The sequence below is a fragment of the Rhizobium sp. 32-5/1 genome (assembly GCF_029537235.1).
GTDB lineage: Bacteria > Pseudomonadota > Alphaproteobacteria > Rhizobiales > Rhizobiaceae > Pararhizobium.
In genome coordinates, this window is the sequence record NZ_CP120638.1 from 3074491 (window position 1) to 3095981 (window position 21491).

At 59.8% G+C, this 21491-nt stretch carries 23 protein-coding genes and 1 pseudogene; 18 read left to right on the plus strand and 6 right to left on the minus strand.

What is annotated here, in order from left to right:
- The first annotated feature begins 3 nt into the window (after positions 1 to 3).
- The 12 genes from P6U16_RS15435 (at position 4) to P6U16_RS15490 (ending at position 11185) form a co-directional block, all read left to right on the plus strand.
- On the plus strand, positions 4 to 1527 hold the full coding sequence (locus P6U16_RS15435; RefSeq protein ID WP_277703865.1) for a sugar ABC transporter ATP-binding protein: 1524 nt from the start codon (positions 4 to 6) through the stop codon (positions 1525 to 1527).
- Positions 1528 to 1615: 88 nt separating this feature from the next.
- Complete coding sequence (locus P6U16_RS15440) at positions 1616 to 2620, plus strand: ABC transporter permease (RefSeq protein WP_277701287.1); 1005 nt, start codon at positions 1616 to 1618, stop codon at positions 2618 to 2620.
- Between the two features lie 119 nt (positions 2621 to 2739).
- Positions 2740 to 3690 carry a substrate-binding domain-containing protein gene (locus P6U16_RS15445; protein ID WP_277701288.1) on the plus strand — a complete coding sequence of 317 codons (951 nt, stop codon included), beginning with the start codon at positions 2740 to 2742 and terminating at the stop codon, positions 3688 to 3690.
- Between the two features lie 241 nt (positions 3691 to 3931).
- Positions 3932 to 4984, plus strand: coding sequence for a sugar phosphate isomerase/epimerase (locus P6U16_RS15450; RefSeq protein ID WP_277701289.1), 1053 nt, complete (start codon positions 3932 to 3934; stop codon positions 4982 to 4984).
- A 161-nt stretch (positions 4985 to 5145) separates the two neighbouring features.
- Entirely contained in the window at positions 5146 to 6330 is a 1185-nt protein-coding gene (locus tag P6U16_RS15455; protein WP_277701290.1) for a Gfo/Idh/MocA family oxidoreductase, read from the plus strand.
- A 79-nt stretch (positions 6331 to 6409) separates the two neighbouring features.
- Positions 6410 to 6673, plus strand: coding sequence for a type II toxin-antitoxin system ParD family antitoxin (locus P6U16_RS15460; RefSeq protein WP_277701291.1), 264 nt, complete (start codon positions 6410 to 6412; stop codon positions 6671 to 6673).
- Positions 6670 to 6969: a type II toxin-antitoxin system RelE/ParE family toxin gene (locus P6U16_RS15465; RefSeq protein WP_277701292.1), complete on the plus strand. Its 300-nt coding sequence runs from the start codon at positions 6670 to 6672 to the stop codon at positions 6967 to 6969. The genes P6U16_RS15460 and P6U16_RS15465 overlap by 4 nt, the downstream gene beginning before the upstream one ends.
- A 91-nt stretch (positions 6970 to 7060) precedes the next feature.
- Entirely contained in the window at positions 7061 to 8434 is a 1374-nt protein-coding gene (locus P6U16_RS15470) for a GH1 family beta-glucosidase (RefSeq protein WP_277701293.1), read from the plus strand.
- 59 nt (positions 8435 to 8493) lie between these two features.
- Complete coding sequence (locus P6U16_RS15475) at positions 8494 to 9048, plus strand: NADPH-dependent FMN reductase (RefSeq protein ID WP_277701294.1); 555 nt, start codon at positions 8494 to 8496, stop codon at positions 9046 to 9048.
- 12 nt (positions 9049 to 9060) lie between these two features.
- Complete coding sequence (locus tag P6U16_RS15480) at positions 9061 to 9465, plus strand: GFA family protein (RefSeq protein WP_277701295.1); 405 nt, start codon at positions 9061 to 9063, stop codon at positions 9463 to 9465.
- Between the two features lie 44 nt (positions 9466 to 9509).
- On the plus strand, positions 9510 to 10754 hold the full coding sequence (locus P6U16_RS15485) for an aconitase X catalytic domain-containing protein (RefSeq protein WP_277701296.1): 1245 nt from the start codon (positions 9510 to 9512) through the stop codon (positions 10752 to 10754).
- Positions 10751 to 11185, plus strand: coding sequence for a DUF126 domain-containing protein (locus P6U16_RS15490; protein WP_349017655.1), 435 nt, complete (start codon positions 10751 to 10753; stop codon positions 11183 to 11185). The genes P6U16_RS15485 and P6U16_RS15490 overlap by 4 nt, the downstream gene beginning before the upstream one ends.
- 15 nt (positions 11186 to 11200) lie before the next feature.
- Here P6U16_RS15490 and P6U16_RS15495 read toward each other — a convergent pair.
- Together P6U16_RS15495 and P6U16_RS15500 are read right to left on the minus strand one after the other, a co-directional pair.
- Positions 11201 to 12159, minus strand: a pseudogene (locus P6U16_RS15495) (rhodanese-related sulfurtransferase).
- A 63-nt stretch (positions 12160 to 12222) separates the two neighbouring features.
- The gene (locus tag P6U16_RS15500) at positions 12223 to 12690 is read right to left on the minus strand and encodes a CYTH domain-containing protein (RefSeq protein WP_277701297.1); all 468 of its coding nucleotides are present in this window, start codon (positions 12688 to 12690) and stop codon (positions 12223 to 12225) included.
- 200 nt (positions 12691 to 12890) lie between these two features.
- On the opposite strand from P6U16_RS15500, the gene P6U16_RS15505 reads away from it, so the two are divergent.
- From P6U16_RS15505 to P6U16_RS15515, 3 genes are all read left to right on the plus strand, one after another.
- Positions 12891 to 13529, plus strand: a complete 639-nt coding sequence (locus P6U16_RS15505) for a 2-dehydro-3-deoxy-phosphogluconate aldolase (protein WP_277701298.1) — start codon at positions 12891 to 12893, stop codon at positions 13527 to 13529.
- Between the two features lie 133 nt (positions 13530 to 13662).
- Positions 13663 to 14445 carry a tellurite resistance TerB family protein gene (locus P6U16_RS15510; protein ID WP_277701299.1) on the plus strand — a complete coding sequence of 261 codons (783 nt, stop codon included), beginning with the start codon at positions 13663 to 13665 and terminating at the stop codon, positions 14443 to 14445.
- Positions 14446 to 14635: 190 nt separating this feature from the next.
- The gene (locus P6U16_RS15515) at positions 14636 to 14851 is read left to right on the plus strand and encodes a hypothetical protein (RefSeq protein ID WP_277701300.1); all 216 of its coding nucleotides are present in this window, start codon (positions 14636 to 14638) and stop codon (positions 14849 to 14851) included.
- A 6-nt stretch (positions 14852 to 14857) separates the two neighbouring features.
- On the opposite strand, the gene P6U16_RS15520 is transcribed toward P6U16_RS15515, so the two are convergent.
- The 3 genes from P6U16_RS15520 to P6U16_RS15530 form a co-directional block, all read right to left on the minus strand.
- Positions 14858 to 15898, minus strand: a complete 1041-nt coding sequence (locus P6U16_RS15520; protein WP_277701301.1) for a nickel/cobalt transporter — start codon at positions 15896 to 15898, stop codon at positions 14858 to 14860.
- Positions 15892 to 16533: a DUF1007 family protein gene (locus tag P6U16_RS15525; RefSeq protein WP_277701302.1), complete on the minus strand. Its 642-nt coding sequence runs from the start codon at positions 16531 to 16533 to the stop codon at positions 15892 to 15894. The genes P6U16_RS15520 and P6U16_RS15525 overlap by 7 nt, the downstream gene beginning before the upstream one ends.
- A gap of 84 nt (positions 16534 to 16617) precedes the next feature.
- Positions 16618 to 17511 (minus strand): LysR family transcriptional regulator, encoded by an 894-nt coding sequence (locus tag P6U16_RS15530; protein WP_277701303.1) that lies wholly within the window; start codon positions 17509 to 17511, stop codon positions 16618 to 16620.
- Positions 17512 to 18212: 701 nt separating this feature from the next.
- Between P6U16_RS15530 and odc2 the strand changes: the two genes are divergently transcribed.
- The 3 genes from odc2 to P6U16_RS15545 all read left to right on the plus strand — a co-directional run bounded on the left by odc2 (position 18213) and on the right by P6U16_RS15545 (position 20749).
- Positions 18213 to 19346 (plus strand): ornithine/lysine decarboxylase, encoded by a 1134-nt coding sequence (gene odc2, locus P6U16_RS15535; RefSeq protein WP_277701304.1) that lies wholly within the window; start codon positions 18213 to 18215, stop codon positions 19344 to 19346.
- A gap of 102 nt (positions 19347 to 19448) precedes the next feature.
- The gene (locus P6U16_RS15540) at positions 19449 to 20039 is read left to right on the plus strand and encodes an N-acetyltransferase (protein ID WP_277701305.1); all 591 of its coding nucleotides are present in this window, start codon (positions 19449 to 19451) and stop codon (positions 20037 to 20039) included.
- A gap of 266 nt (positions 20040 to 20305) precedes the next feature.
- Positions 20306 to 20749 carry a glyoxalase superfamily protein gene (locus P6U16_RS15545; RefSeq protein WP_277701306.1) on the plus strand — a complete coding sequence of 148 codons (444 nt, stop codon included), beginning with the start codon at positions 20306 to 20308 and terminating at the stop codon, positions 20747 to 20749.
- Between the two features lie 17 nt (positions 20750 to 20766).
- On the opposite strand, the gene P6U16_RS15550 is transcribed toward P6U16_RS15545, so the two are convergent.
- On the minus strand, positions 20767 to 21447 hold the full coding sequence (locus P6U16_RS15550; protein WP_277701307.1) for a spermidine synthase: 681 nt from the start codon (positions 21445 to 21447) through the stop codon (positions 20767 to 20769).
- Positions 21448 to 21491 lie beyond the last annotated feature (44 nt).

Here is a 21491-nt window from a genome sequence, read left to right on the forward strand (position 1 = left end):
ATGATGGTTTCGGAGGCAAACGATGCCGGGGCAGTCGTGCTGTCCGCCAGGCGCATCAGCAAGTCGTTCAGCGGCGTGCAGGTCCTTTTCAGTGTCAATTTCGAACTGCGCGCCGGGGAAATCCATGCGCTGATGGGTGAAAACGGGGCTGGAAAATCGACGCTGGTCAAGGTTCTCTCCGGTTTCGAGCAGCCCACCTCAGGAGAAATCCTCCTTGACGGGAAGCCCATAAAGTTGCCGCCGAATGGCGCTGCTGAAGCGTTGGGCATCGTCATCATTCATCAGGAATTCAATCTCGCCGAACACCTGACTGTCACCGAGAGCCTGTTTCTCGGTCGCGAAGTGGCGCGGTTCGGCATGCTCGACCGCAAGCATATGCGCACCGAGACGCGCCGCGTGCTCGACCAACTCGGCTCGCATGTCGATGAGAATGCGATGATCAGTTCGTTGTCGATCGCCGACAAGCAGATGGTAGAAATCGCCAAGGCGATCAGCCGCGATGCGCGCGTCGTGTTCATGGATGAGCCGACGGCGGTTCTGTCGGGCGAGGAGACCAGCTTCCTGTTCCGGCAGGTGCGCAAGCTGCGCGACCAAGGCACGAGTTTCGTCTTCGTGTCGCACAAGCTTGATGAAGTTATGGAGCTGACGGACCGCGTTACGGTGCTGCGCGATGGCCAGTGGATCAAGACATCGCCGACCGCGATTCTTGATGGCGAATCGATTGCACAGCTCATGGTCGGGCGTGAACTGTCCAGCCTCTATCCTGCGAAGAGCGAGCCTGATGTCGATGAAAAGGTCATGCTTAGCGTCCAGTCGCTGTCAACAGGCTATGTCAAGGATGCGAGTTTCGAGGTTCGCAAGGGCGAAATTCTCGGCTTTTCCGGTTTGATCGGTTCTGGCCGAACGGAATTGATGGAGGCAGTCGCCGGTCTTCGATTGCGCCATTCGGGTGAGGTGGCAATCAAGGGCGAAACGGTGTTGTCCGGCGATGTTCATGCGACGAACCGCTGCGGTCTGGCCTATATGACCAAGGATCGCAAATCCAAGGGACTGCTTCTGAACTCCGGCCTGACCGCCAATCTGACGCTGCAATCGCTCGATCGGCACGGCAAGCTCGGTTACCTCAGCCCGTCCAGCGAGGCAGTGGCGTTGGAGCGGGCCAAGCGGCGGTTCGATATTCGGGTCCGCGACGGCAGCATCGTCGCGCGTCGCATGTCGGGCGGCAACCAGCAGAAGCTTTTGCTGGCTAAGGTCATGGAGACCGAACCTGACATCATCATCATCGACGAGCCGACACGCGGCATCGATGTAGGGACAAAGCAGCAGATTTATCATTTCATTTCGGCGCTCGCCCGCGATGGCAAGTCGATCATCGTCGTGTCCTCGGAAATGCCTGAGATCATCGGGCTGTGCACGCGGGTTGCGGTCATGCGTGAAGGCCGCATCGTCGGCATGCTGGAGGGCGATGAAATCTCCGAGCAGGAGATCATGCGCTATGCGGCGGGCCTGAAGAAAAAGGCAGCCTGATCGCTCAGCGGTCAGGTGTGAGGGAATGCTGAAACAAAAGGCCTAGATGTAACGGGCCGACGCAGTGCCACGGGAGGCAGTTTTAGAAATGAGCGTTAACGAGGAAGCCAGGGATATCCGTCGTCGCAGCTGGCGTGATGTCGATCTTCGGGCTGTTGCCCCGTTTGCTGCTCTGGCCCTGCTTTTGGTCGTGGGTGCGCTCGTCAATCCTAATTTCATCGGCATGACGAATCTTGCGAATGTCGCGACACGCAGTGCCTTCATCGCGATTATCGCCGTCGGTGCGACCTTCGTGATTTCTTCGGGGGACCTCGATCTCTCGGTCGGCTCAATGGTGGCCTTCGTCGCCAGCGTCATGATCCTTTTCATGAATTCCGGGGTCATCGCCGATCCGGCATTGATGCTGACGGCGGCTGTCGTCTTTGCTGTTTTCGTCGGCGGCGCCTGCGGTCTTGCAAACGGCCTGATTACCACGGTCGGCCGCATCGAGCCGTTCATTGCAACGCTTGGCACGATGGGCATCTATCGCGGCCTGACGACCTGGTTGTCGCAAGGCGGCGCGATCACATTGCGAGAGCCGGAACTGCAGGCGCTGTATCGCCCGGCCTATTTCGGCTCGATCCTCGGTGTGCCGGTGCCGATCGCGGTCATCCTTCTTGTGACGGGCATCGCGGCTTTTGTTCTGTATCGCACCCGGTACGGACGCCATGTCGTCGCCGTTGGTTCCAATAGCGATGTCGCGCGTTACTCGGGCATCGCGGTCAACCGCGTGCGTACCATCGCCTTCGTCATTCAGGGGCTGTGCGTTGCGATTGCCGTGTTGCTCTACGTGCCGCGGCTCGGGTCAACGTCGGCCACGACAGGGATTCTCTGGGAACTGCAGGCGATCACCGCCGTCGTTGTCGGCGGTACGGCGCTGAAGGGTGGTGCAGGCCGGGTCTGGGGTACGATCTGCGGCGCCTTCATTCTCGAACTGGTCGGCAACATCATGCTGCTCTCCAATTTCATCAGCGAATATCTGATCGGCGCCATCCAGGGCTCGATCATCATCATTGCGATGCTCGTCCAGCGTTCGCTGGTACGCAAATCGTAAGGCCAAACGGTTCCGGCAAACGTGTGAAGCGGTTTTGCGTTCGGAATTGCGAGGAAAAACCAAGCCGGGTCAACAGGTCGCCCGGCGTCTACGGAGGACCTGACATTGGGAGGACTACCATGCGTAAGAAATTATTGGGGCTGACCGTCGCAGCACTGGCGCTTGCCTTTGCCAGCGCTGTCCAGGCGCAGGAAACCAAGACGATCGGCGTTTCGATCCCGGCAGCCGACCACGGCTGGACGGCCGGCGTTGTGTTCCATGCCGAACGCGTTGCCAAGCTTTTGATGGCCGAACATCCGGGCCTGAACGTTATCGTCAAGACCTCGCCGGATCCGGCGACCCAGGCAAATGCCGTGCAGGACCTGGCCGTGCAGGGCATCGACGCACTTGTGATCCTGCCGTCCGATCCGGATCCGCTGGTCAACGCCATCAAGGAAGTCAAGGACGCCGGCAAGTTCGTGGCGATCGTTGACCGCGCGCCAAGCGTCAATGACGGCACGGTGCGTGACCTCTACGTCGCCGGAAACAATCCGGCGCTCGGCGAAGTCGCCGGCAAATACATTGCCGAAAATACGCCGGACGCCGAAGTCGTGGTTATCCGTGGCCTGCCAATCCCGATCGACCAGCAGCGCCAGGACGGCTTCGACAAGGGTATCGCCGGCTCGAACGTCAAGATTCTCGATCGCCAGTTCGGCAACTGGAACCGCGATGATGCCTTCAAGGTCATGCAGGACTATCTGACCAAGTACCAGAAGATCGATGTCGTATGGTGCCAGGACGACGACATGGCAGTCGGCGTGCTCGAGGCCATCGCGCAGTCCAAGCGCACGGATATCAAGTATGTCGTGGGCGGTGCTGGCTCCAAGGATATGATCAAGAAGGTCATGGATGGCGACAGCATGATCCCGGTTGATGTTCTCTACCCGCCGGCAATGGTCGGTACTGCCATGGAAATGACGGCGGCGGCACTTTACAGCCAGGTTCCGGTCAGCGGCACCTACACGATTGATGCCACTTTGATCACCAAGGAAAATGCGGCGAACTATTACTTCCCGGATTCTCCTTTCTGATCTGAATTTGAGGACGAGGCCGCCTGAAGCATGAAGCTGCGGGCGGCTTTTTCCATCAGTAAAAATTTCTGCATTTCGCCGCAGTGCCAGTTGCCCGCACGCAAAGTTATGATAGCGTCCAGGCACCCTGCAACGTTTCAGGTGTCGCCGTTTCGCACCGTCGAGCCGGCCGATCGTAGATCAAAAACAGATAGTCATGGCCGGGGTTGAGCGGTCGTGCTGTTGACGGAGGAGACGACAGATGAAGACCATCAAGGGACCAGCGCTTTTCCTTGCGCAATTCGCTGGCGACGCCGCACCATTCAATTCCTGGGATTCAATCACGAAATGGGCCGCCGATTGCGGCTACAAGGGCGTTCAGGTCCCAAGCTGGGACGCTCGCCTGTTCGATCTGAAAAAAGCCGCCGAATCCAAGGCCTATTGCGACGAGTTCGCCGGCAAGGCCCGCGATAACGGTATCGAAGTGACCGAGCTTTCCACCCACCTGCAGGGCCAACTCGTGGCCGTGCACCCCGCCTATGACGAGCCCTTTGATGGCTTTGCAGCACCGGAGGTGCGCGGCAATCCAAAAGCACGGCAGGAATGGGCGGTTGAGCAGGTGAAGCTCGCCCTGACAGCGTCGAAGCATCTCGGCCTCACAGAGATGGCAAGTTTTTCCGGCGCGCTCGCCTGGCCCTTCATCTATCCGTGGCCACAGCGTCCCGCCGGTCTCGTTGAAACTGCCTTTGACGAACTGGCCCGTCGCTGGGTGCCGATCCTCAATCATGCAGAGGATTGCGGCGTCGACATTTGCTATGAAATCCATCCGGGCGAAGACCTGCATGATGGCGTCACCTACGAGATGTTTTTGGAGCGCACCGGCAATCACGCCCGCGCCTGCATGCTCTATGATCCCTCGCATTATGTCCTGCAGTGCCTTGATTATCTTGAGAACATCGACATTTACAAGGACCGCATCCGGATGTTCCACGTCAAGGATGCCGAGTTCAATCCGACCGGCCGCCAGGGTGTCTATGGCGGCTTCCAGGGCTGGGTCAACCGGGCCGGTCGCTTCCGGTCCCTGGGGGATGGCCAGGTCGATTTTGGCGCGATCTTCTCCAAGATGGCGGCCAATGATTTCTCTGGCTGGGCCGTGGTTGAATGGGAATGCGCACTGAAGCATCCTGAAGACGGCGCTCGCGAAGGGGCCGAGTTCGTGAAGCACCACATTATTCGTGTGACCGAGAGAGCCTTCGATGATTTTGCCGATTCAGGCACGGACGACGCGGCCAACCGGCGGATGCTTGGGCTTTAAACTTTTACCCTCCCCTTGAGGGGGAAGGTTGGCACGCAGTGCCGGGGTGGGGTGACTTTTCACGAAACCCAACGGATCCCCCCACCCGTAGCTTCGCTGCGACCTCCCCCTCAAAGGGGAGGTGAAACTCTCCGCAAGCACTGAAATCCAAGGAGAAAACAATGGCAATCGAAGGAAGCTCTTCGGAAACCCGCGAAAAACGTATTCGCCTCGGCATGGTCGGCGGCGGCTCGGGCGCCTTTATCGGTGCGGTTCATCGCATGGCGGCACGGCTTGACGATCATTTTGAACTGGTGGCCGGCGCGCTGTCGTCGACACCGGAAAAAGCCAAGGCATCGGGTGCCGAACTCGGCCTTGATCCGGTCCGCAGCTATTCCGATTTCAAGGAAATGGCGATCCGCGAAGCCAAGCTGAAGAACGGTATCGAGGCGGTCGCGATCGTCACACCGAACCATGTGCACTATGAGGCGGCAAAGGAATTCCTGAAGCGTGGTATCCACGTTATCTGCGACAAACCGCTGACCTCGACGCTCGCTGATGCGAAGAAGCTCAAGAAGCTTGCCGACGAGAGCGACGCGCTGTTCGTGCTGACCCATAATTACACCGGCTATCCGATGGTCCGGCAGGCCCGCGAGATGATCGCCAATGGCGACATCGGCGCTGTGCGTCTGGTCCAGATGGAATATCCGCAGGATTGGCTGACGGAGAATATCGAGCAATCCGGCCAGAAACAGGCCGCCTGGCGCACGGATCCATCCAAGTCCGGTGCGGGCGGCTCCACCGGCGACATCGGCACGCATGCCTATAATCTGGGCGCCTTCGTCTCGGTCCTCGAACTGGAGGAACTTGCGGCCGATCTCGACAGTTTCGTCGAAGGCCGGGCGCTGGATGACAACGCCCACGTGATGATGCGTTTCAAGGCCAAGGACGGCCAGCGCGCCAAGGGCATGCTCTGGTGCAGCCAGGTTGCACCCGGCCACGAAAACGGTCTGATGGTCCGGGTCTACGGCACCAAGGGCGGTCTGGAATGGACCCAGAAGGACCCGAACTATCTCTGGTATACGCCCTTTGGCGAGCCGAAGCGCCTGATCACCCGCGCCGGCGCCGGTGCCGGGTCGGCTGCCGCCCGTGTCACGCGCATTCCGTCCGGTCATCCGGAAGGCTATCTGGAGGGCTTTGCTAATATCTACACCGAAGCCGCCCGCGCCATCTACGCCAAGCGACAAGGCAAGGCCGTCGATCCAGCAGTCGTTTACCCGACAATCGACGACGGCATGAAGGGCATGGTCTTTGTCGATGCGTGCGTGCAGTCGTCCAAGCGCAACGGGGCGTGGGTGAAGGTCTGATTGAACTGGCTTTCTGCCGCGACCTTTTCTTGGTATGCTAACAGTTATTGATTTCTGTTCGTTTCGGGAAAGAAGTGGCATGGCAAGCAGCGCAAATCTCGGACAGCATCTGGAAGACTACGTGACGGATCTCGTGAAAACCGGACGTTATAATTCCCGCAGCGAAGTGCTGCGGGAAGGCGTGCGAATGATCGAGGAGCGCGAAAAGCGCCTCTCGGCGCTTGATCTGTCTATCGCCCGCGGTCTCGCCGATGTGGAAGCCGGTCGAGTGACCTCGGGCAAGACTGTTCTGGCGGACTTGATTGCCAAGCATGGAGACGAGGAGAAAGACAGCGACGTATGATCGTTGTTTTTACCGACGAGGCCGAACAGGATATAGGACGCATCGTTGACTATATCGCAGCGGACAATCCTGCTCGCGCAATGACTTTTGCTCGGGAATTGATTGATCGGTGCGAACAGATCGCTGATATGCCCCAATCCTTTCCGTTGGTGCCTCGATATAGGGCAATGGGTATTCGCCGGCGGCCTTCTCGCGGTTATCTGATCTTTTATATGATAGATGAACGTACCATCCACATCATCCATGTGCTGAATGGCGCACAGGATTACGAAGCGATCCTGTTTCCGGAAAACTGAAGTCGTTTCCCATTGCATGAATCGATATTGACATTTCCTCGCAGCCTTTTACTGCAACGTTGCAGTTCCCCCGTCCCCTGGAGTGCTTCCCATGATCGACCCCAAAACCCTTGCTGCCCGCTTCCCCGGCGATTTCGTTTTCGGTGTTGCGACGGCCGCGTTCCAGATCGAAGGCGCCACCAAGGTTGACGGCCGCAAGCCCTCCATCTGGGATGCCTTCTCCAACATGCCGGGTCGCGTCTACAAGGGGCACAATGGCGACGTCGCCTGCGATCACTACAACCGCCTCGATGAAGACCTCGATCTGATCCAGTCGCTCGGCGTGGAGGCCTATCGGTTTTCCATCGCCTGGCCCCGGATCATTCCGGAAGGCACCGGTCCCATCAATGAGAAGGGGCTGGATTTTTATGACCGTCTTGTCGATGGCCTGAAGGCGCGAGGCATCAAGGCCTTTGCGACGCTCTACCATTGGGATCTGCCGCTGGCCCTGATGGGCGATGGCGGCTGGACGGCGCGCACCACTGCTTATGCCTACCAACGATACGCCAAAACCATTATCCAGCGCCTCGGCGATCGTCTCGATGCGGTTGCGACCTTCAACGAGCCATGGTGCTCTGTCTGGCTCAGCCATCTCTACGGCATTCATGCGCCGGGCGAACGCAACATGGACGCGGCGCTGCATGCGATGCACTTCACCAATCTTGCCCATGGCCTCGGCGTGTCCGCCATTCGCAGTGAGCGGCCGGACCTGCCTGTTGGTCTCGTCTTCAATCCGATGCACGTTTATGCCGGCAGCGAAAGCGCCGATGACAAGGCCGCCGCCGACCGCGCCTTCGATTTCCACAACGGCGCCTTTTTCGGCCCGGTGTTCATGGGCGCGTATCCCGAAAGCTTGATGAGCGCGCTTGGTCACCGCATGCCGGCGATCGAACCGGGCGATATGGAAACCATCAGCCAGAAACTGGATTGGTGGGGCATCAACTATTACACGCCGATGCGCGTCAGCCATGATCCGGCACCCGGTGCCGAATATCCGGCAACGATTGGCGCCAGCTTCGTCAGCGACGTCAAGACGGATATCGGCTGGGAGGTGTTTCCGCAGGCGCTGGGCGATGTCGTGCGCAAGCTGAACGCGGAATACACGATGCCCGATTGCTACATCACCGAAAACGGCGCCTGCTACAATACGGATGTCGAGGATGGCGTCGTCGACGACCAGCCGCGCCTCGACTACATCTCCGACCATCTCGCCGTGACGGCCGACCTGATTGCGGAGGGCTATCCGATGAAGGGCTATTTTGCCTGGAGCCTGATGGACAATTTCGAATGGGCGGAAGGCTACAGGATGCGCTTCGGGATCGTCCATGTGGATTATGACACGCAGGTTCGCACCATCAAGAAAAGCGGCCAGTGGTACCAGGAACTGGCCGAGCAGTTTCCGAAGGGAAACCACAAAGTGGGCTGACAGGAGCCGTGCTACCTGCATGATCTCCTTTTGAAATCGATTCTGACAGGACTTCCTGCATGGCCGGCCTTTTTCTCTATGCTCTCTGTGGGAGCCTTCGAAAAAACTCATCGAACCTAGCGTTGCTTGAAGCCATCGGTGCCGAGGCACGAAATGGGCTCGGCGTCGAAATTTGCACGTTGATCGGCGATCTGCCGATCTTCAATCCGGATCATGAGGGCGAAGTCACGCCCAACGCAGTCCTCGAACTCGCGCAAAAAGTCCGAAGCGCCGATGGTCTGATTATTTCTGCGCCGGAATATGCCCGTGGCATTCCGGGTGGCCTCAAGAATGCGCTTGACTGGCTGGTCTCGCGTGACGAGCTTCCGCACAAGCCGGTTATGCTCGTCCACGCCTCGCATCGCGGCGACTATGCGCTGGAGGCCTTGACGGAGGTCTTGAAAACGATCTCCGTCACGCTCGTCGATAAAGCCTTCTTTCGGATCAACCTGCTCGGCAAGACGCCCGAGCAGCGGCGGGATATTCTTGCGGACCGGGAAACCCGCGATATGATGCGAACGCATCTGGAAACTTTCATCACAACCATCGAGTTTCGTGCGAAATTTGAGGTTTGACGCGCAGGGGGCATGATCTTGAAGGGTGGATGTCTTTGCGGCGCGGTGCGATATGAAGCGCATAGGAGACCAAAAGTTTCCGGCTTCTGTCATTGCCGCGATTGCCAGCGTGCAACCGGCACGGGGCATTGCTGCTACATGATCTTCAGCCGCGATGACGTTGTCTTTACCGGAGCTCTGAGGGCGTACAGTATGACGGGCGGCAGCGGTATGGAAACCGTGCGGTATGCCTGCGAAATTTGTAGCAGCCAGATCTTTGGTTCCGGTCCGCCGGAAGACGACCGCTGGACTGTCTATGCCGGAACACTCGACGAACCGTCTTGTTTCAAACCGGATATAGCAGTCATGACCCGTTGCCGCGCGGACTGGGATCATCTCGCCTGGGATTTCGCGGAGCATGACGGTATGCCGGGGTGAGAGGGTGATTGACACCTGTGGAGCGTGCGGCCTAATCCAGTTTCATGGCTCCTTCTCTTTCCGCCTTCGATCAGGAACTGCTCGCCGGCACCCATGGTGAGGCAGCTGCCTTCTGCATGCGGCTGCTGACGCGTTTTGCCGAGGCCGTCGGCGCTGAAAGCTTCATCGATATCGAGGCGGCGCATATCGACGGCTGTCTTTATCTCGGCGAAGTCAGCCTCGATTTCGTCGAGCATTTGGTGCGCCACGGCGGTCGGGTCCGCGTGCCGACGACGCTCAATGTCGGGTCGGTCGATCTCATCCACCCGGAACTCTTCATCGGCGAGCCGAAGATCGGCAGCGGCGGCGCGCGGCTCATGAAAGCGCATGAAGAACTGGGCTGCATGCCGACCTTCACCTGCGCACCCTATCAGACGATGTTCCGGCCGCGCTTTGGCGCGCAGATCGCCTGGGCGGAATCCAATGCCATCGTCTTTGCCAATTCGGTGATCGGTGCGCGCACCAATCGTTACGGCGATTTCATCGATCTCTGTTGCGCGATGACGGGACGGGCGCCGCTTTACGGCCTGCACATTACCGAAAACCGGCGGGCGGAAATCCTGGTCGAGATCGAAAGCCTGCCGGCGGAATGGGAGGACGCCGGTCCCGCTTGTGTTGCGGTCGGCCATACGATCGGAAAACGGTGCGGCAGCCTAGTTCCGGCGATCGTTGGCTTACCCCGGAATACAAGGGAAGACGACCTGAAGGCACTCGGGGCTGTTGCCGCTTCGTCAGGGGCTGTGGCGCTGTTTCATGCGGTCGGGCTGACGCCGGAAGCGGCGACGGTCGAACAGGCGTTTCAGGGGCTGCCACCCGTCGAGGTGATCCGGTTGACGGCGGACGATTTGCGCCAGACCATCTGCAATCTTTCGACGGTCCCGGATGGCACGCCGCTTTCCGGGGTCAGTTTCGGCACGCCGCATTTCTCATTTGCTGAGTTTTCCCGCCTGATGCCGCTGATCGAGGGCGAAAGGCCGGTGGTCGATATCTACATCAACACCAATCGCGGCGTTCTCGACCAACTCGCGATGCCGGGCTGGGACAAGGCGCTCGAGGCTGCAGGTGTCACCCTGGTCATCGACACCTGCACCTATGTCACCGCGATCATGCGCGACATGTCCGGCGCGATCATGACCAATTCCGGAAAAATGGCCTATTACGCACCGGGCAACATCGGCGTGGAGATCGCCTTCGGCTCGCTCGCCGACTGCATGGCCTCCGCGCGGGCGGGAAAGGTGGTGCGGCTGTGAGCGGGCCTCAGCGACAGTTTTCCGCCACCCTGCTTGCACCTGGCGCTGCCGCGGGCCTCGTCTTCCTGCTTGCCGAACCCTTGAGCTTCTGGGGTGGGCTCGATTCCTCCACGGGGCGGATCATCGATCGCTGGCATCCGCAGAAGGATGAGATTATCACCGGCAAAATACTGCTGATGAAGGCGGGCAGGGGGTCGAGTTCCGGCAGTTCGGTGCTAGCAGAGGCGATCCGCCTGGGCAAAGGACCGGCCGGGATCGTGCTTTTGAGCCGCGACGCGATCGTCATCGTCGGTGCCATGGTTGCCGCCGAGCTTTATGGCATCGCCTGTCCCGTCGTCATGGCGCGGGAGGAGGACTGGGCCGGGATTTCGACGGCGCCGCGTTTGGCGCTACATGCAACAGCCGATCAGGCGCACATTACCCTGTCCTAGCCACCTGCAAAGTCCTCAGCTGCCCAGATGCCTGAGGCCGCGCGCCTTGGCGATTTCGATCTGCTGCTGCCGCTGGCGGTAACGCTTGCGGTCGGCTTCGGTGCGGGTCTCGTGGCAATGGATGCAGGCGACGCCCGGCTCGTGATGCGGCGATTTCAGGTCTTCGAGCGTGAGCGGCTGCCGGCAGGCATGGCAAAGCGTGTGTTCGCCCTCGGCAAGGCCGTGCGTCACGGAAACACGGTCGTCGAAGACGAAGCAGGCGCCGTCCCAGAGGCTTTCCTCTTCCGGCGTTTCCTCAAGATATTTCAGGATGCCGCCCTTGAGGTGATAGACCTCGTCGAAACCCTGTTCCTTCATGAAGGCCGTCGCTTTTTCGCAACGAATGCCGCCGGTGCAATACATGGCGATCTTCGGCTTGTTGTGCAGGCCGGGATTGCTGCGCACCCAATCGGGAAAGTCCCGGAAGCTCTTGGTCTTCGGATCGACGGCGCCACGAAACGTACCGATCGCCGTCTCGTAGTCGTTGCGAGTATCGATGACGATCGTATCCGGATCGGAAATCAGCGCGTTCCAGTCTCTGGGCGCAACATAGGTGCCGACGACCCGCTTGGGATCGATATCCTCGATGCCCATCGTGACGATTTCCTTTTCAGCCGCACCTTCATGCGCAGGAAGGGCATGGCAGAGGCGCGGCTTTCCTTGTGCTCAAGGGTCGCAAACTCCGGCTGGGCCCGGAGATAGGACAGGACGGCATGGATGCCGGCATCAGTGCCGGCGATTGTGCCGTTGATGCCTTCATGTGCGACCAGCAGCGTGCCCTTGACACCCTCGGCGTCGCACAGCGCCTGCAGCGGCGCGCGGAAATCCGCAAAACGTGCGAAGGAAACGAAATGATAGAGCGCGGCCACAAGGAACTCGCCCTCGGCTTGTGGGCGAGGAAGCGGCGGGCGTGCAATGGAAAGAGCGTCGGTCATGCGGCGTGAAATACAGCGTTCCTCGCATCGGCGCAATTCCCCCGCTTTGCCGCACCTGTCGTCCTATTCCGGCGGGCGACCGTCCAGCGCCAGATACTGGTTGGAATATCTCCGCTCGCCGGTGACCTCCCTGCCGATCCAGTCCGGCAGGTCCGGCGTGTCGTCCTCGCTCGTCATCTCGACCTCGGCGATTACCAATCCCTGGAGGGCACCGTCATAGACATCCACTTCCCAGATAAACCCGCGAAAGGGCACGCGGTAGCGGGTTTTATCGATGACGATGCCGACGGCGAGATCGATCATGCCCTGTGCGTCCGCAAGCGGGATGACGTATTCGAATTCATCGCGCACCAAGGCGCTCTTGCCGACTTTGACGGTCATCCGCGCCGTGGTACCATCGGCGATCCGCACCCGCACCGAACGGTCATCCATGGTCACGATATAGGCCTGCCGGAAGACGCTTCCCGCGTCGGCGTCCGGGCGCCAGCCGTCGCTCGACACCAGAAACTTGCGTTCGATCTCTTTGGCCATTCCAACTCCCGAACGAAATCTGCCAGCGTCCTGCCTTTGCTCGTTGGCAAATAGATGTAAACCTAAAGCAGGTTGTCAATGCGCTGTCGCCATGTACGTATAAACGCATACGACAGGCAAAGCCGGCTTTGGTCTCGACAAAGCGGATCGGCGAGCGTATTCGGGGTCCAACATTCAATCGTTTTAAAAGGCGTTTCGGCATGAGCGAAAAAAACGACAAGCTCCTTTCCATCCTGAAATTGCAGCCGGTCGTTCCGGTTCTCGTGATCGATGATCTGGCCACTGCTGTGCCATTGGCACGCGCGCTCGTGGCCGGTGGCCTGAAAGCGATCGAAATCACGTTGCGCACGACGGCGGCACTGGAAGCCATCCGCGCTGTTGCCAATGAGGTCGAAGGCGCCGTTACCGGTGCCGGTACTATTCTCAATGCCGCCCAGTATGAGGCCGCGGTCGAGGCCGGTTCGCAGTTCATCGTCAGCCCCGGCACGACGCAGGAACTGATCGACGCCGCAGCCGATTCCGAAGTGCCGCTCCTGCCGGGTGCGGCCACCGCGAGCGAAGTCATGGGTCTGCGCGAAGAAGGCTTCACCATGTTGAAGTTCTTCCCGGCCGAACAGGCAGGCGGCGCCGCCTATCTGAAATCGCTGTCCTCGCCACTCGCCGGCACGTTCTTCTGCCCGACAGGCGGGATTTCGCTGGCGAATGCCAAGGATTACCTGTCGCTGCCCAACGTCGTCTGCGTCGGCGGATCCTGGGTCGCGCCCAAGGAACTCGTCGCCAGGGGCGACTGGGCCGGCATCACCAAGCTTGCCTCCGAGGCCTTTGCCCTGCGCGGCTGATGATGTCACGACCTGTTTATTTTCGAAGCCGGGCGGAAACGTCCGGCTTTGTCGTTTCCGTCATTCGATTGTATTTCCGCTCCTGCATTCCTATGTTCCCACGAACCTCAACACGGGACGGAGTGAGATACATATGTTCGACGCTAAAAAATTGCTGGACCAGTTGCTGGGCTCTCAGGTTCCGGGTGCCGGCGGCACGGTCCGCGATCGCGCCGGCCAGTTGACGCAACTGGCCAAGGACAATCCGCTGAAGACGGCAGGTCTTGCCGCCGTGTTGCTCGGCACGGGCACGGGCCGCGATATCGCCGGTGGTGCCCTCAAGCTCGGTGGCCTCGCCGCCATCGCCGGGCTCGGATACCAGGCCTACAAGAATTACCAGGCAGGACAGACGCCGGTCGCCGCCGATGCGCCAGCGCAGTCGACACCGGTTCTTTTGCCGCCGCCAGCCGATTCGGGTTTCAGCGCCGAGCCTGAGGTCATGCGCAATGATTTCGTCCTTGTGCTCGTTCGAGCCATGATTGCCGCTGCCCGCGCCGACGGCCATATCGATGATACCGAGCGCGCCCGCATCATGGACAAGGTCAAGTTGTCCGGCCTTGATTCGGAAGCCGAGAGCTTCCTGCGGGACGAATTGAGCAAGCCCGTCGATCTCGATGCCATGGTTTCGGCGGCAAAGACCGAGGAAGAACGCGTGGAGCTTTACACGGCTTCGCGCCTGGCGATTGATGCCGACAATCGCGCAGAACGCGGTTATCTCGATCAGCTGGCCGGTCGTCTCGGTCTGGCAGACGCCCTGATCGATCACATCGAAGCCACGGTTTCGGCGGCAAAGACCGGGGCTATCGAAGTGCAACCGGCCCAGACACAGACGTCCGTGCCGCAGGTTGGCGAAACGCCGATCAAGTCGCCCTGGTAATTTCCGCCGCCTTTTTAGGAAAAACGGATCTATAAAACTTGCGGCGCGTCGAAGCGCCGCAACTTCAATACCCTGTCGTCGGGCTTTACTGAGAGCCGCTTTCGGGGCATGGCTGTCGCCACTGGATGCAACATCCGCAGCGCAGCAAAGCTGCTGACGAAAATTCGGCCACTGACCCTAAGGATACAGCATGACCGATCCGGTCCAGAAAGAACGCTCGCCGGCAATCGCAGCTGCCATCATCCTCATCGTCGTTTGTGTCGGATTTTTCTTCCTGCCGCCGATGATGCTGTGGCTTGGTGATTTTTCGCCGTGGCTGGCCGCCGTGTTCGGCAGTCTTTTCGTGCTGGGTTTCTTCATTATCTTCTGGCTGCGCGCCCGGTATCAGCGTCGGCGCGGTCTTTGATCGAGCTCAAGCCTGCAGGGACGCGCCGAGCAGGATCAGGCCGAGCACCAGAACGAGCAGGGCACCGGCAATTTCGATGCCGTTCCCGACCCTGACGGCCACCGCCTCGCTCGAGGTATAACGCACCGCAAATCCCTTTGCCGTGACGGCCATGGTCGCCAGAAGCGAAACGGTCATCGCCGTACCGATCGACATGGCGAAGACGGAAAGAATGCCACCGAGATAAAGCCCGTTCAACAGCGCGAAGCTCAGCACGATCAGCGCGCCGGAGCAGGGCCGCAAACCGACGGCAATAATTGCGGACCAGGCCTCGCGCAGCGCGAAACGATCGCCTCTCAGCATCGCCGGATCAGGCGCATGCGCATGGCCGCATGTATCGCAAACCTCGCCATGCGCGTGGTTTTGGTGGCCATGGTTATGCGCATGATGGTCGCGGTTGTGATGCGTGTGCTCATGATGGTTATCGTGAGAATGGCCGTGGTCCTGCACCGCCGCCCGGCTTGCCGCCATCGCGCGTAATTTTCGAAACAGCAGCCAGCCGCCGAACGCCGAGATCAGGCCGAAGCTCACGACCTCAAGGAAATGCGTCGCCTGCGTCATCGAGATCGAGGAACCGCGCAGGACGAGATAGGTGGCGCCCACCAAAAGGATGGCAACGATGCCCTGCAGGAAGGAGGACAGGAAGGACAGCAGCACGCCGCGCTTCAGTTCGGTTTCGTTGGCAATCATGTAGGAGGAGATCACTGCCTTGCCGTGGCCCGGGCCCGCTGCGTGGAAGACGCCATAGGCGAAGGACAGGCCGACGAGCGAGGTCAGTTGCCACGGGTTTTCCCGCATGCCTTTCAAGGCACCGGTCAGGGTGTGGTAGAAGCTCTGCTGCTCCATATTGACCCAGGAGAAGAAGCCACCGAACAGGCCCGTCGTCTTGAAGGCCGGTTCCGCCGTGCCGATCCCGAGCGGCGACTGGGCATGGGCAACGGCCACGAAAGCAGCGGTGAGGCAAAGCGCGATCGTTGCGACACGAGCGGCAGTTCCCGTTTTCAGCATGTCAGCTCCATGCGGGTGGCAAACATCTTCGACATGTCGGTGCCTGTTGGATCGGTGAAAAAGGCGTCCGTCAGGCTGCTCTGGTTCTGGGCGAGAACTTCGTCCGGATCGGGCCGCACCACCTTGTGCGCGCAGGCGTTGACCTTGTCGCCGACCAGAACAAGATCCTCGTCGGTCGGAAAATCCATGGCCGTATACATCGACGGATCATAGACGCCGAAGGACATCTTACCCTTCAACGCAACCGTTTCTGCCGGCTTGACGCTGAAGAACAGGAGCAGCTGGCCGTCCTTGTAGTCGGCATGGATTTCCGCCGGTTTCAGGACTTTCACGTTCTTGCCGTTGTCGAGGATGGTTGTGTAATAATCATATTCCTGTAGGGAATCGAGAACCGTCTTGCCGACTTCCGCCAGTTCGTCTGGCTCAAGTTGCGCGTTGGAATTCTTGTCGAAATCGAGCACCACGCTGGAGGAAAACAATTCGTCGAACCGCCAGATGTTGCGTAGCTCGCTGATCTCGTTCTTGTCGTCGGAGACGATTTCAAGACGGGCCTCGGCAAAGATATGCGGGTGCGCGAAGGCGAGCGACGGCGTCAAAGCCAGTGCTGCAGCGAGTGTCCAGAACTTTGCCTTCATCGCGCCGTCATTCCGTTTGCCTGTGCCGAAGCAGTGTGGGTTGGACTTCCTTGTAGCGGAATTGGGACGGAATTGGGACCCCGATCAGGCGTTCTTCCGGAACCAGGCATGCAGGAAATCCACCAGCGTGCGCACCTTGGCCGGCAGATAGCGCCGGTGTGGATAGATGGCATAGATGCCGCGATCCTTGGGCAGATAGTCTTCCAGCAGCGAGACAAGCGTGCCGGCGGCAATTTTCGGCCGGGCGATGAATTCCGGAACGCCGGAGACGCCGAGGCCCGATTCGGCTGCACGCACCGAAGCCAGAGGGCTGTTGACCTCGATCGGGCCGGCAACGGGAACGCTGAAGCCTGAGCCATCCTTTTCGATAAAGCGCCAGTTGCTGTAGGAGCGGCCATTCGTGTCGATGATGCAGGGCACGCGCGACAGGTCGGACGGATGGCGGATCGGCCCATGCCGCTCCAGAAAATCCGGCGAGGCGCAGTAGTTGATGTGAAAATCATCAAGCTTGCGGGCAATCAGCGTTGAATCTTCCAGCTTGGTGATGCGGATGGCGACATCGAAACCCTCTTCGACCAGATCGACGAAACGGTCGTCGGAGACGATGTCAAGCGCAAGCTCCGGATGTTCCTTGGCGAAATCGATCAGCGACTGGCCGATATCCGCATCGATGAAGGTGCGCGGCGCGGTGATCCGCAGCTTGCCCTTGAGATCGGAATTGTTGGCGCGCACGAGGTCGGCCAGGTTGTCGATTTCCTTCAGGATTTCCGACGCCGTCCGGTAATAGGTATGGCCGGCTTCCGTCAGCGAGAATTGCCGGGTCGTGCGATTGAGCAGGAGCGCGCCGAGTTCGTCTTCAAGCTCGCGAACGTATTTTGACAGAAGGGCCTTCGAGCGGCCGATCCGCCGGGCCGCAGCCGAAAAGCCCTCCGCATCGACAACGTCGATGAAGGCACGAATCCGGGTGAGAGTGTCCATGACTTGTGCTCCTTGCTCGGTCGTGCGGAACGCCGCTGCTTGTGATTCGATCGCATCTCGGCATCACCCCGAAAACTTATGCAAAGAAGGGGTTTGCTGACTTTGTTGTGCCAGGTCAAAATTCTACTGGAATTTCTAAAGTAAAATCTTTGAAATTCAGTGGCTTGCCTCGCGATTTCGTGGTGGCCGCATTGTTCAGGAAATTTGAACGATCGCGCCGAGTTCGTCCAGAGGAAAAATTCAAAGGCGATTTTGAAAAAGCCTTGATTACGACAATGTTTTTTCTTATCTCAACGTCAGCCCAAAGTCGCACGTGCCCATGGCTGTCCGCCGACCCTCGAATTTGGTGAGGAAATCGGTAAGGTACCTGGAACTAACCCCTCCAGTCGCTATTCCGGCCAACCGGAAAATGCGAGGACATCTGAAGCAACGACGGTGCGGGCCTTTTTGTTCTCTTCCGGCTTTCCATCAGCCGGGGTTACTGAAGAGGCACACCTTCATTGCCGGAAGTGCGGGCGGGTCACCCCTCCAATCCATGGCAGACAAAGCCGGATATGAGCCTAGGCGGGCTTGTATCCACAATCAGCGCATCATGCGCATGTCTGGATCCGGGGTTTCCACCGGCTGGTTCCAGGTCGTGTTCATGTATGCCCTTTGTCCTCCGGTTTTTCCGGAGCGTTTGGAATATGGGGAATACAGCTATGACGACTGCACGCATCATCGACTTCATCAACACCCGACGTCCCGAAGGCCCTTGCCTGGTCGTGGACCTCAATGTCGTCGCCGGCAATTTCAACGCCTTCAAGCATGCGCTGCCGGACAGCTCGATTTATTATGCCGTCAAGGCAAATCCGGCCCCCGAGATTCTGCGCCTTCTCGCCGGTCTCGGCTCCAATTTCGATTGCGCCGGTGTGGCTGAAATCGAAATGGCACTGAACGCCGGTGCGACTGCCGCTCGCATCTCCTACGGCAACACGATCAAGAAAGAACGTGATATCGCCAAGGCGCATGCGCTCGGCGTGTCCCTCTTTGCGGTCGACAGCCATGAGGAAGTCGAAAAGATCGCCAGGGCCGCTCCGGGAGCCCGCGTATTCTGCCGCGTCCTGACGGATGGCGAAGGTGCCGAATGGCCGCTGTCGCGCAAGTTCGGCTGCGTGCCGCAGATGGCCGTCGACGTGCTCGTCTACGCCCACCAGCTCGGCCTCGTCTCGCACGGCGTCTCGTTCCATGTTGGTTCGCAGATGACCAAGGTCGATGCCTGGGATTCGGCCCTTGCCGATGCCAAGCGCGTCTTCGTTTCGCTGGCCAAGCAGGGCATTGAGCTGAAGATGGTCAATATGGGCGGTGGCTTTCCGACGAAGTACCTGAAGGACGTGCCGACGGCGGAAGCCTACGGCCAGGCGATCTTCGGTTCGCTGCGCAAGCACTTCGGCAACAACATTCCGGAGACCATCATCGAGCCCGGTCGCGGCATGGTCGGCAATGCCGGTGTGATCAAGGCGGAAGTCGTTCTGATTTCGAAGAAGTCGGACAATGACAACCACCGCTGGGTTTTCCTCGATATCGGAAAATTCGGCGGTCTCGCCGAAACCATGGACGAGGCGATCCGCTACCCGATCCGCACTGCCCATGACGGCGACGTCATGGAGCCGTGCGTGCTGGCCGGCCCGACCTGCGATTCGGCAGACGTGCTGTACGAGAAGAACATGTATCCGCTGCCGATCTCGCTTTCGATCGGTGACGAAGTTCTGATCGAGGGCACGGGCGCCTACACGACGACTTACTCGGCCGTCGCCTTCAACGGCTTCGATCCGCTGAAGTCTTACGTCATCTAACGGGCGTCATCTGATCCTGCCAGCCCCGTAACCAGCCGGGGTGGCACCTTCACAATTCATCATAACCGCCGCTAACTACGGTATTGGGTACGGGAGGCCGACATGGCCGCTGTTCTTGATTCTGTCCGCGCCTATTTTGCGCAGAATGCCTTCACCATCGACCTTGAAAACGCCGGCGACGTCGTCGCGCGCGAAAACCTGCTTGACCGCGCCATGGGTCCAGGCCGCCGCCGCAAGTCGTCCGAGACGCTGCGCCGCAACCGCGTGCCGGCCGAAGGTCTGGCACTGGTCGCCCGCGACGAGGACGGTCACGTCATCGGTACGGTTCGCCTTTGGAACGTCCATGCCGGTATCAGCCAGGAAGGCAATGCCGTCGATGCGCTGCTGCTCGGCCCGCTGGCCGTCGATGCCGCGCATGAAGGCAAGGGCATTGGTGGCGCGTTGATGCGGGCCGTGATCACCGAAGCCAAGAAGCGCGGCCACGGCGCTATCCTGCTTGTCGGCGATGCCGCCTATTACGAGCGTTTTGGATTCTTTGCCCACAACGCGCAGCATCTCGTGATGCCCGGCCCATTCGAGCGCAGCCGTTTCCTTGGCCTCGAGCTCAAGGCAGGCTGGCTGGGTGGTGCGGCCGGCATGCTGGTCGCCACCGGCCGCAAGCTGATGCAGGCGCCGATGAAGCGGGCCGCCTAAGCTGAACTTGGGTGATTTGGCGAAACGACCGGATATTCCAGTATCCGGTCGTTTTCGTTGAAATCCGCCCGGCATGCCGGAAATTGACATTTCGAACCTCATCTTGTAGCTAACGATCACGGGTGAGAGCCCCGGCCGTCCGCAAGCCACTGGCTTTGGTGAAGTCTCTCCGAATACATCCACTCGTTCATCCATCATCATGGCATGCGAACTGGCGGCAATGCGGATCCCTCCGAAAGATTGCATGCGAATGCTGGAGAACCGTCATGCGTGGAACAACCCCACTCCCATCTCTCGAAGCCCTGAAGGATCAGGCGAAGCGTCTGCGCTCGTCTCTTACTGCCAGGGGTGGAGACGTCAGTCACTCGAAAGCGCTGGAGATCATAGCGATCCAGCATGGTTTTCGTGACTGGAACACCTTGCACGCCGCCGTCGGCAATCGTCCGCCGCTCAATCCCTATATGCTGGGATCGCGGGTAAAGGGCCACTATCTCGGCCAGCCCTTCGAGGCCGAAATTCTTGGCGTCCAGGCTCTCACGTCCCATCCGGGCCGCTTCCGGTTGACCTTGAACTTCACTGAAGCTGTGGATGTCGTCACCTTCGAAAGCTTCTCGGCCTTTCGCAAACGGGTGAATTGCACCATCGACGAGACCGGCCGCACCAGGGAGAAGACCTCGAACGGCAGGCCACATCTCGAATTGATGTGGTGAAGGCTCCGTCGGGAGCGTCAGCCGCCGCTCTTGACCGCCAGCCAGATCGTGTGGCGGGCGCCGCCGCGCTTGCCGTTGGCGCGCACGCTCACTTCCTCTGCCGTAAAACCCGCCGTCTTCAACCTTCGCGTAAACTGGTTGTCGGGGGCCGAGGACCAGACAGCGAGAACGCCACCGGGGCGGAGGGCGGCCTTCGCGGCATGGAGGCCGGAGAGATTATAAATATCGTCATTGGCCGGCCGTGTCAGTGCCTCGGGTCCGTTGTCAACGTCGAGCAGGATTGCGTCATAGGCGTTGCGCTCGGATCGGATCAGGGCGCCGACATCGGTTTCGCGGATCGTCACCCGCGGATCGGCGAGGCTGCTGCCGAAAACCTCAGCCATCGGACCGCGAGCCCAGGCGACCACGGCCGGCACGAGTTCAGCAACGACGATTTCGGCTGTCTCCCCAATTTCGGCCAGCGCCGCACGCAGGGTGAAGCCCATGCCGAGGCCACCGATCAGGATGCGCGGTTGCGGGGCACTTCTGATGCGGTCGCAAGACAGCTTGGCGAGCGCTTCCTCCGAGCCGCTCAGCCGGCTGTTCATCAACTCGTTGGTCCCGAGCATGATCGAGAATTCCGCGCCGCGCTGCTTCAGGCGAAGCTCGTCGGTTCCACCCGGCATCTTGGCAGTATCGAGCACGGTCCAGGGGATCATCGCTTGCTCTTCCGGTGCGGCGGCGGCTGACTGCCGGCGCTCTT

Bases quoted from the DNA above. Each gene is read 5' to 3' on its own strand.
- P6U16_RS15530 (WP_277701303.1), bottom strand. From the start codon at position 17,511: ATGGACACTCTCACCCGGATTCGTGCCTTCATCGACGTTGTCGATGCG.
- P6U16_RS15510 (WP_277701299.1), top strand. From the start codon at position 13,663: ATGTTCGACGCTAAAAAATTGCTGGACCAGTTGCTGGGCTCTCAGGTT.
- P6U16_RS15440 (WP_277701287.1), top strand. From the start codon at position 1,616: ATGAGCGTTAACGAGGAAGCCAGGGATATCCGTCGTCGCAGCTGGCGT.
- P6U16_RS15470 (WP_277701293.1), top strand. From the start codon at position 7,061: ATGATCGACCCCAAAACCCTTGCTGCCCGCTTCCCCGGCGATTTCGTT.
- P6U16_RS15460 (WP_277701291.1), top strand. From the start codon at position 6,410: ATGGCAAGCAGCGCAAATCTCGGACAGCATCTGGAAGACTACGTGACG.
- P6U16_RS15545 (WP_277701306.1), top strand. From the start codon at position 20,306: ATGCGTGGAACAACCCCACTCCCATCTCTCGAAGCCCTGAAGGATCAG.
- P6U16_RS15540 (WP_277701305.1), top strand. From the start codon at position 19,449: ATGGCCGCTGTTCTTGATTCTGTCCGCGCCTATTTTGCGCAGAATGCC.
- P6U16_RS15500 (WP_277701297.1), bottom strand. From the start codon at position 12,690: ATGGCCAAAGAGATCGAACGCAAGTTTCTGGTGTCGAGCGACGGCTGG.
- P6U16_RS15475 (WP_277701294.1), top strand. From the start codon at position 8,494: ATGGCCGGCCTTTTTCTCTATGCTCTCTGTGGGAGCCTTCGAAAAAAC.
- P6U16_RS15550 (WP_277701307.1), bottom strand. From the start codon at position 21,447: ATGATCCCCTGGACCGTGCTCGATACTGCCAAGATGCCGGGTGGAACC.
- P6U16_RS15465 (WP_277701292.1), top strand. From the start codon at position 6,670: ATGATCGTTGTTTTTACCGACGAGGCCGAACAGGATATAGGACGCATC.
- P6U16_RS15520 (WP_277701301.1), bottom strand. From the start codon at position 15,898: ATGCTGAAAACGGGAACTGCCGCTCGTGTCGCAACGATCGCGCTTTGC.
- P6U16_RS15445 (WP_277701288.1), top strand. From the start codon at position 2,740: ATGCGTAAGAAATTATTGGGGCTGACCGTCGCAGCACTGGCGCTTGCC.
- P6U16_RS15480 (WP_277701295.1), top strand. From the start codon at position 9,061: ATGATCTTGAAGGGTGGATGTCTTTGCGGCGCGGTGCGATATGAAGCG.
- P6U16_RS15435 (WP_277703865.1), top strand. From the start codon at position 4: ATGGTTTCGGAGGCAAACGATGCCGGGGCAGTCGTGCTGTCCGCCAGG.
- P6U16_RS15485 (WP_277701296.1), top strand. From the start codon at position 9,510: ATGGCTCCTTCTCTTTCCGCCTTCGATCAGGAACTGCTCGCCGGCACC.
- P6U16_RS15450 (WP_277701289.1), top strand. From the start codon at position 3,932: ATGAAGACCATCAAGGGACCAGCGCTTTTCCTTGCGCAATTCGCTGGC.
- P6U16_RS15455 (WP_277701290.1), top strand. From the start codon at position 5,146: ATGGCAATCGAAGGAAGCTCTTCGGAAACCCGCGAAAAACGTATTCGC.
- P6U16_RS15515 (WP_277701300.1), top strand. From the start codon at position 14,636: ATGACCGATCCGGTCCAGAAAGAACGCTCGCCGGCAATCGCAGCTGCC.
- odc2 (WP_277701304.1), top strand. From the start codon at position 18,213: ATGACGACTGCACGCATCATCGACTTCATCAACACCCGACGTCCCGAA.
- P6U16_RS15505 (WP_277701298.1), top strand. From the start codon at position 12,891: ATGAGCGAAAAAAACGACAAGCTCCTTTCCATCCTGAAATTGCAGCCG.
- P6U16_RS15525 (WP_277701302.1), bottom strand. From the start codon at position 16,533: ATGAAGGCAAAGTTCTGGACACTCGCTGCAGCACTGGCTTTGACGCCG.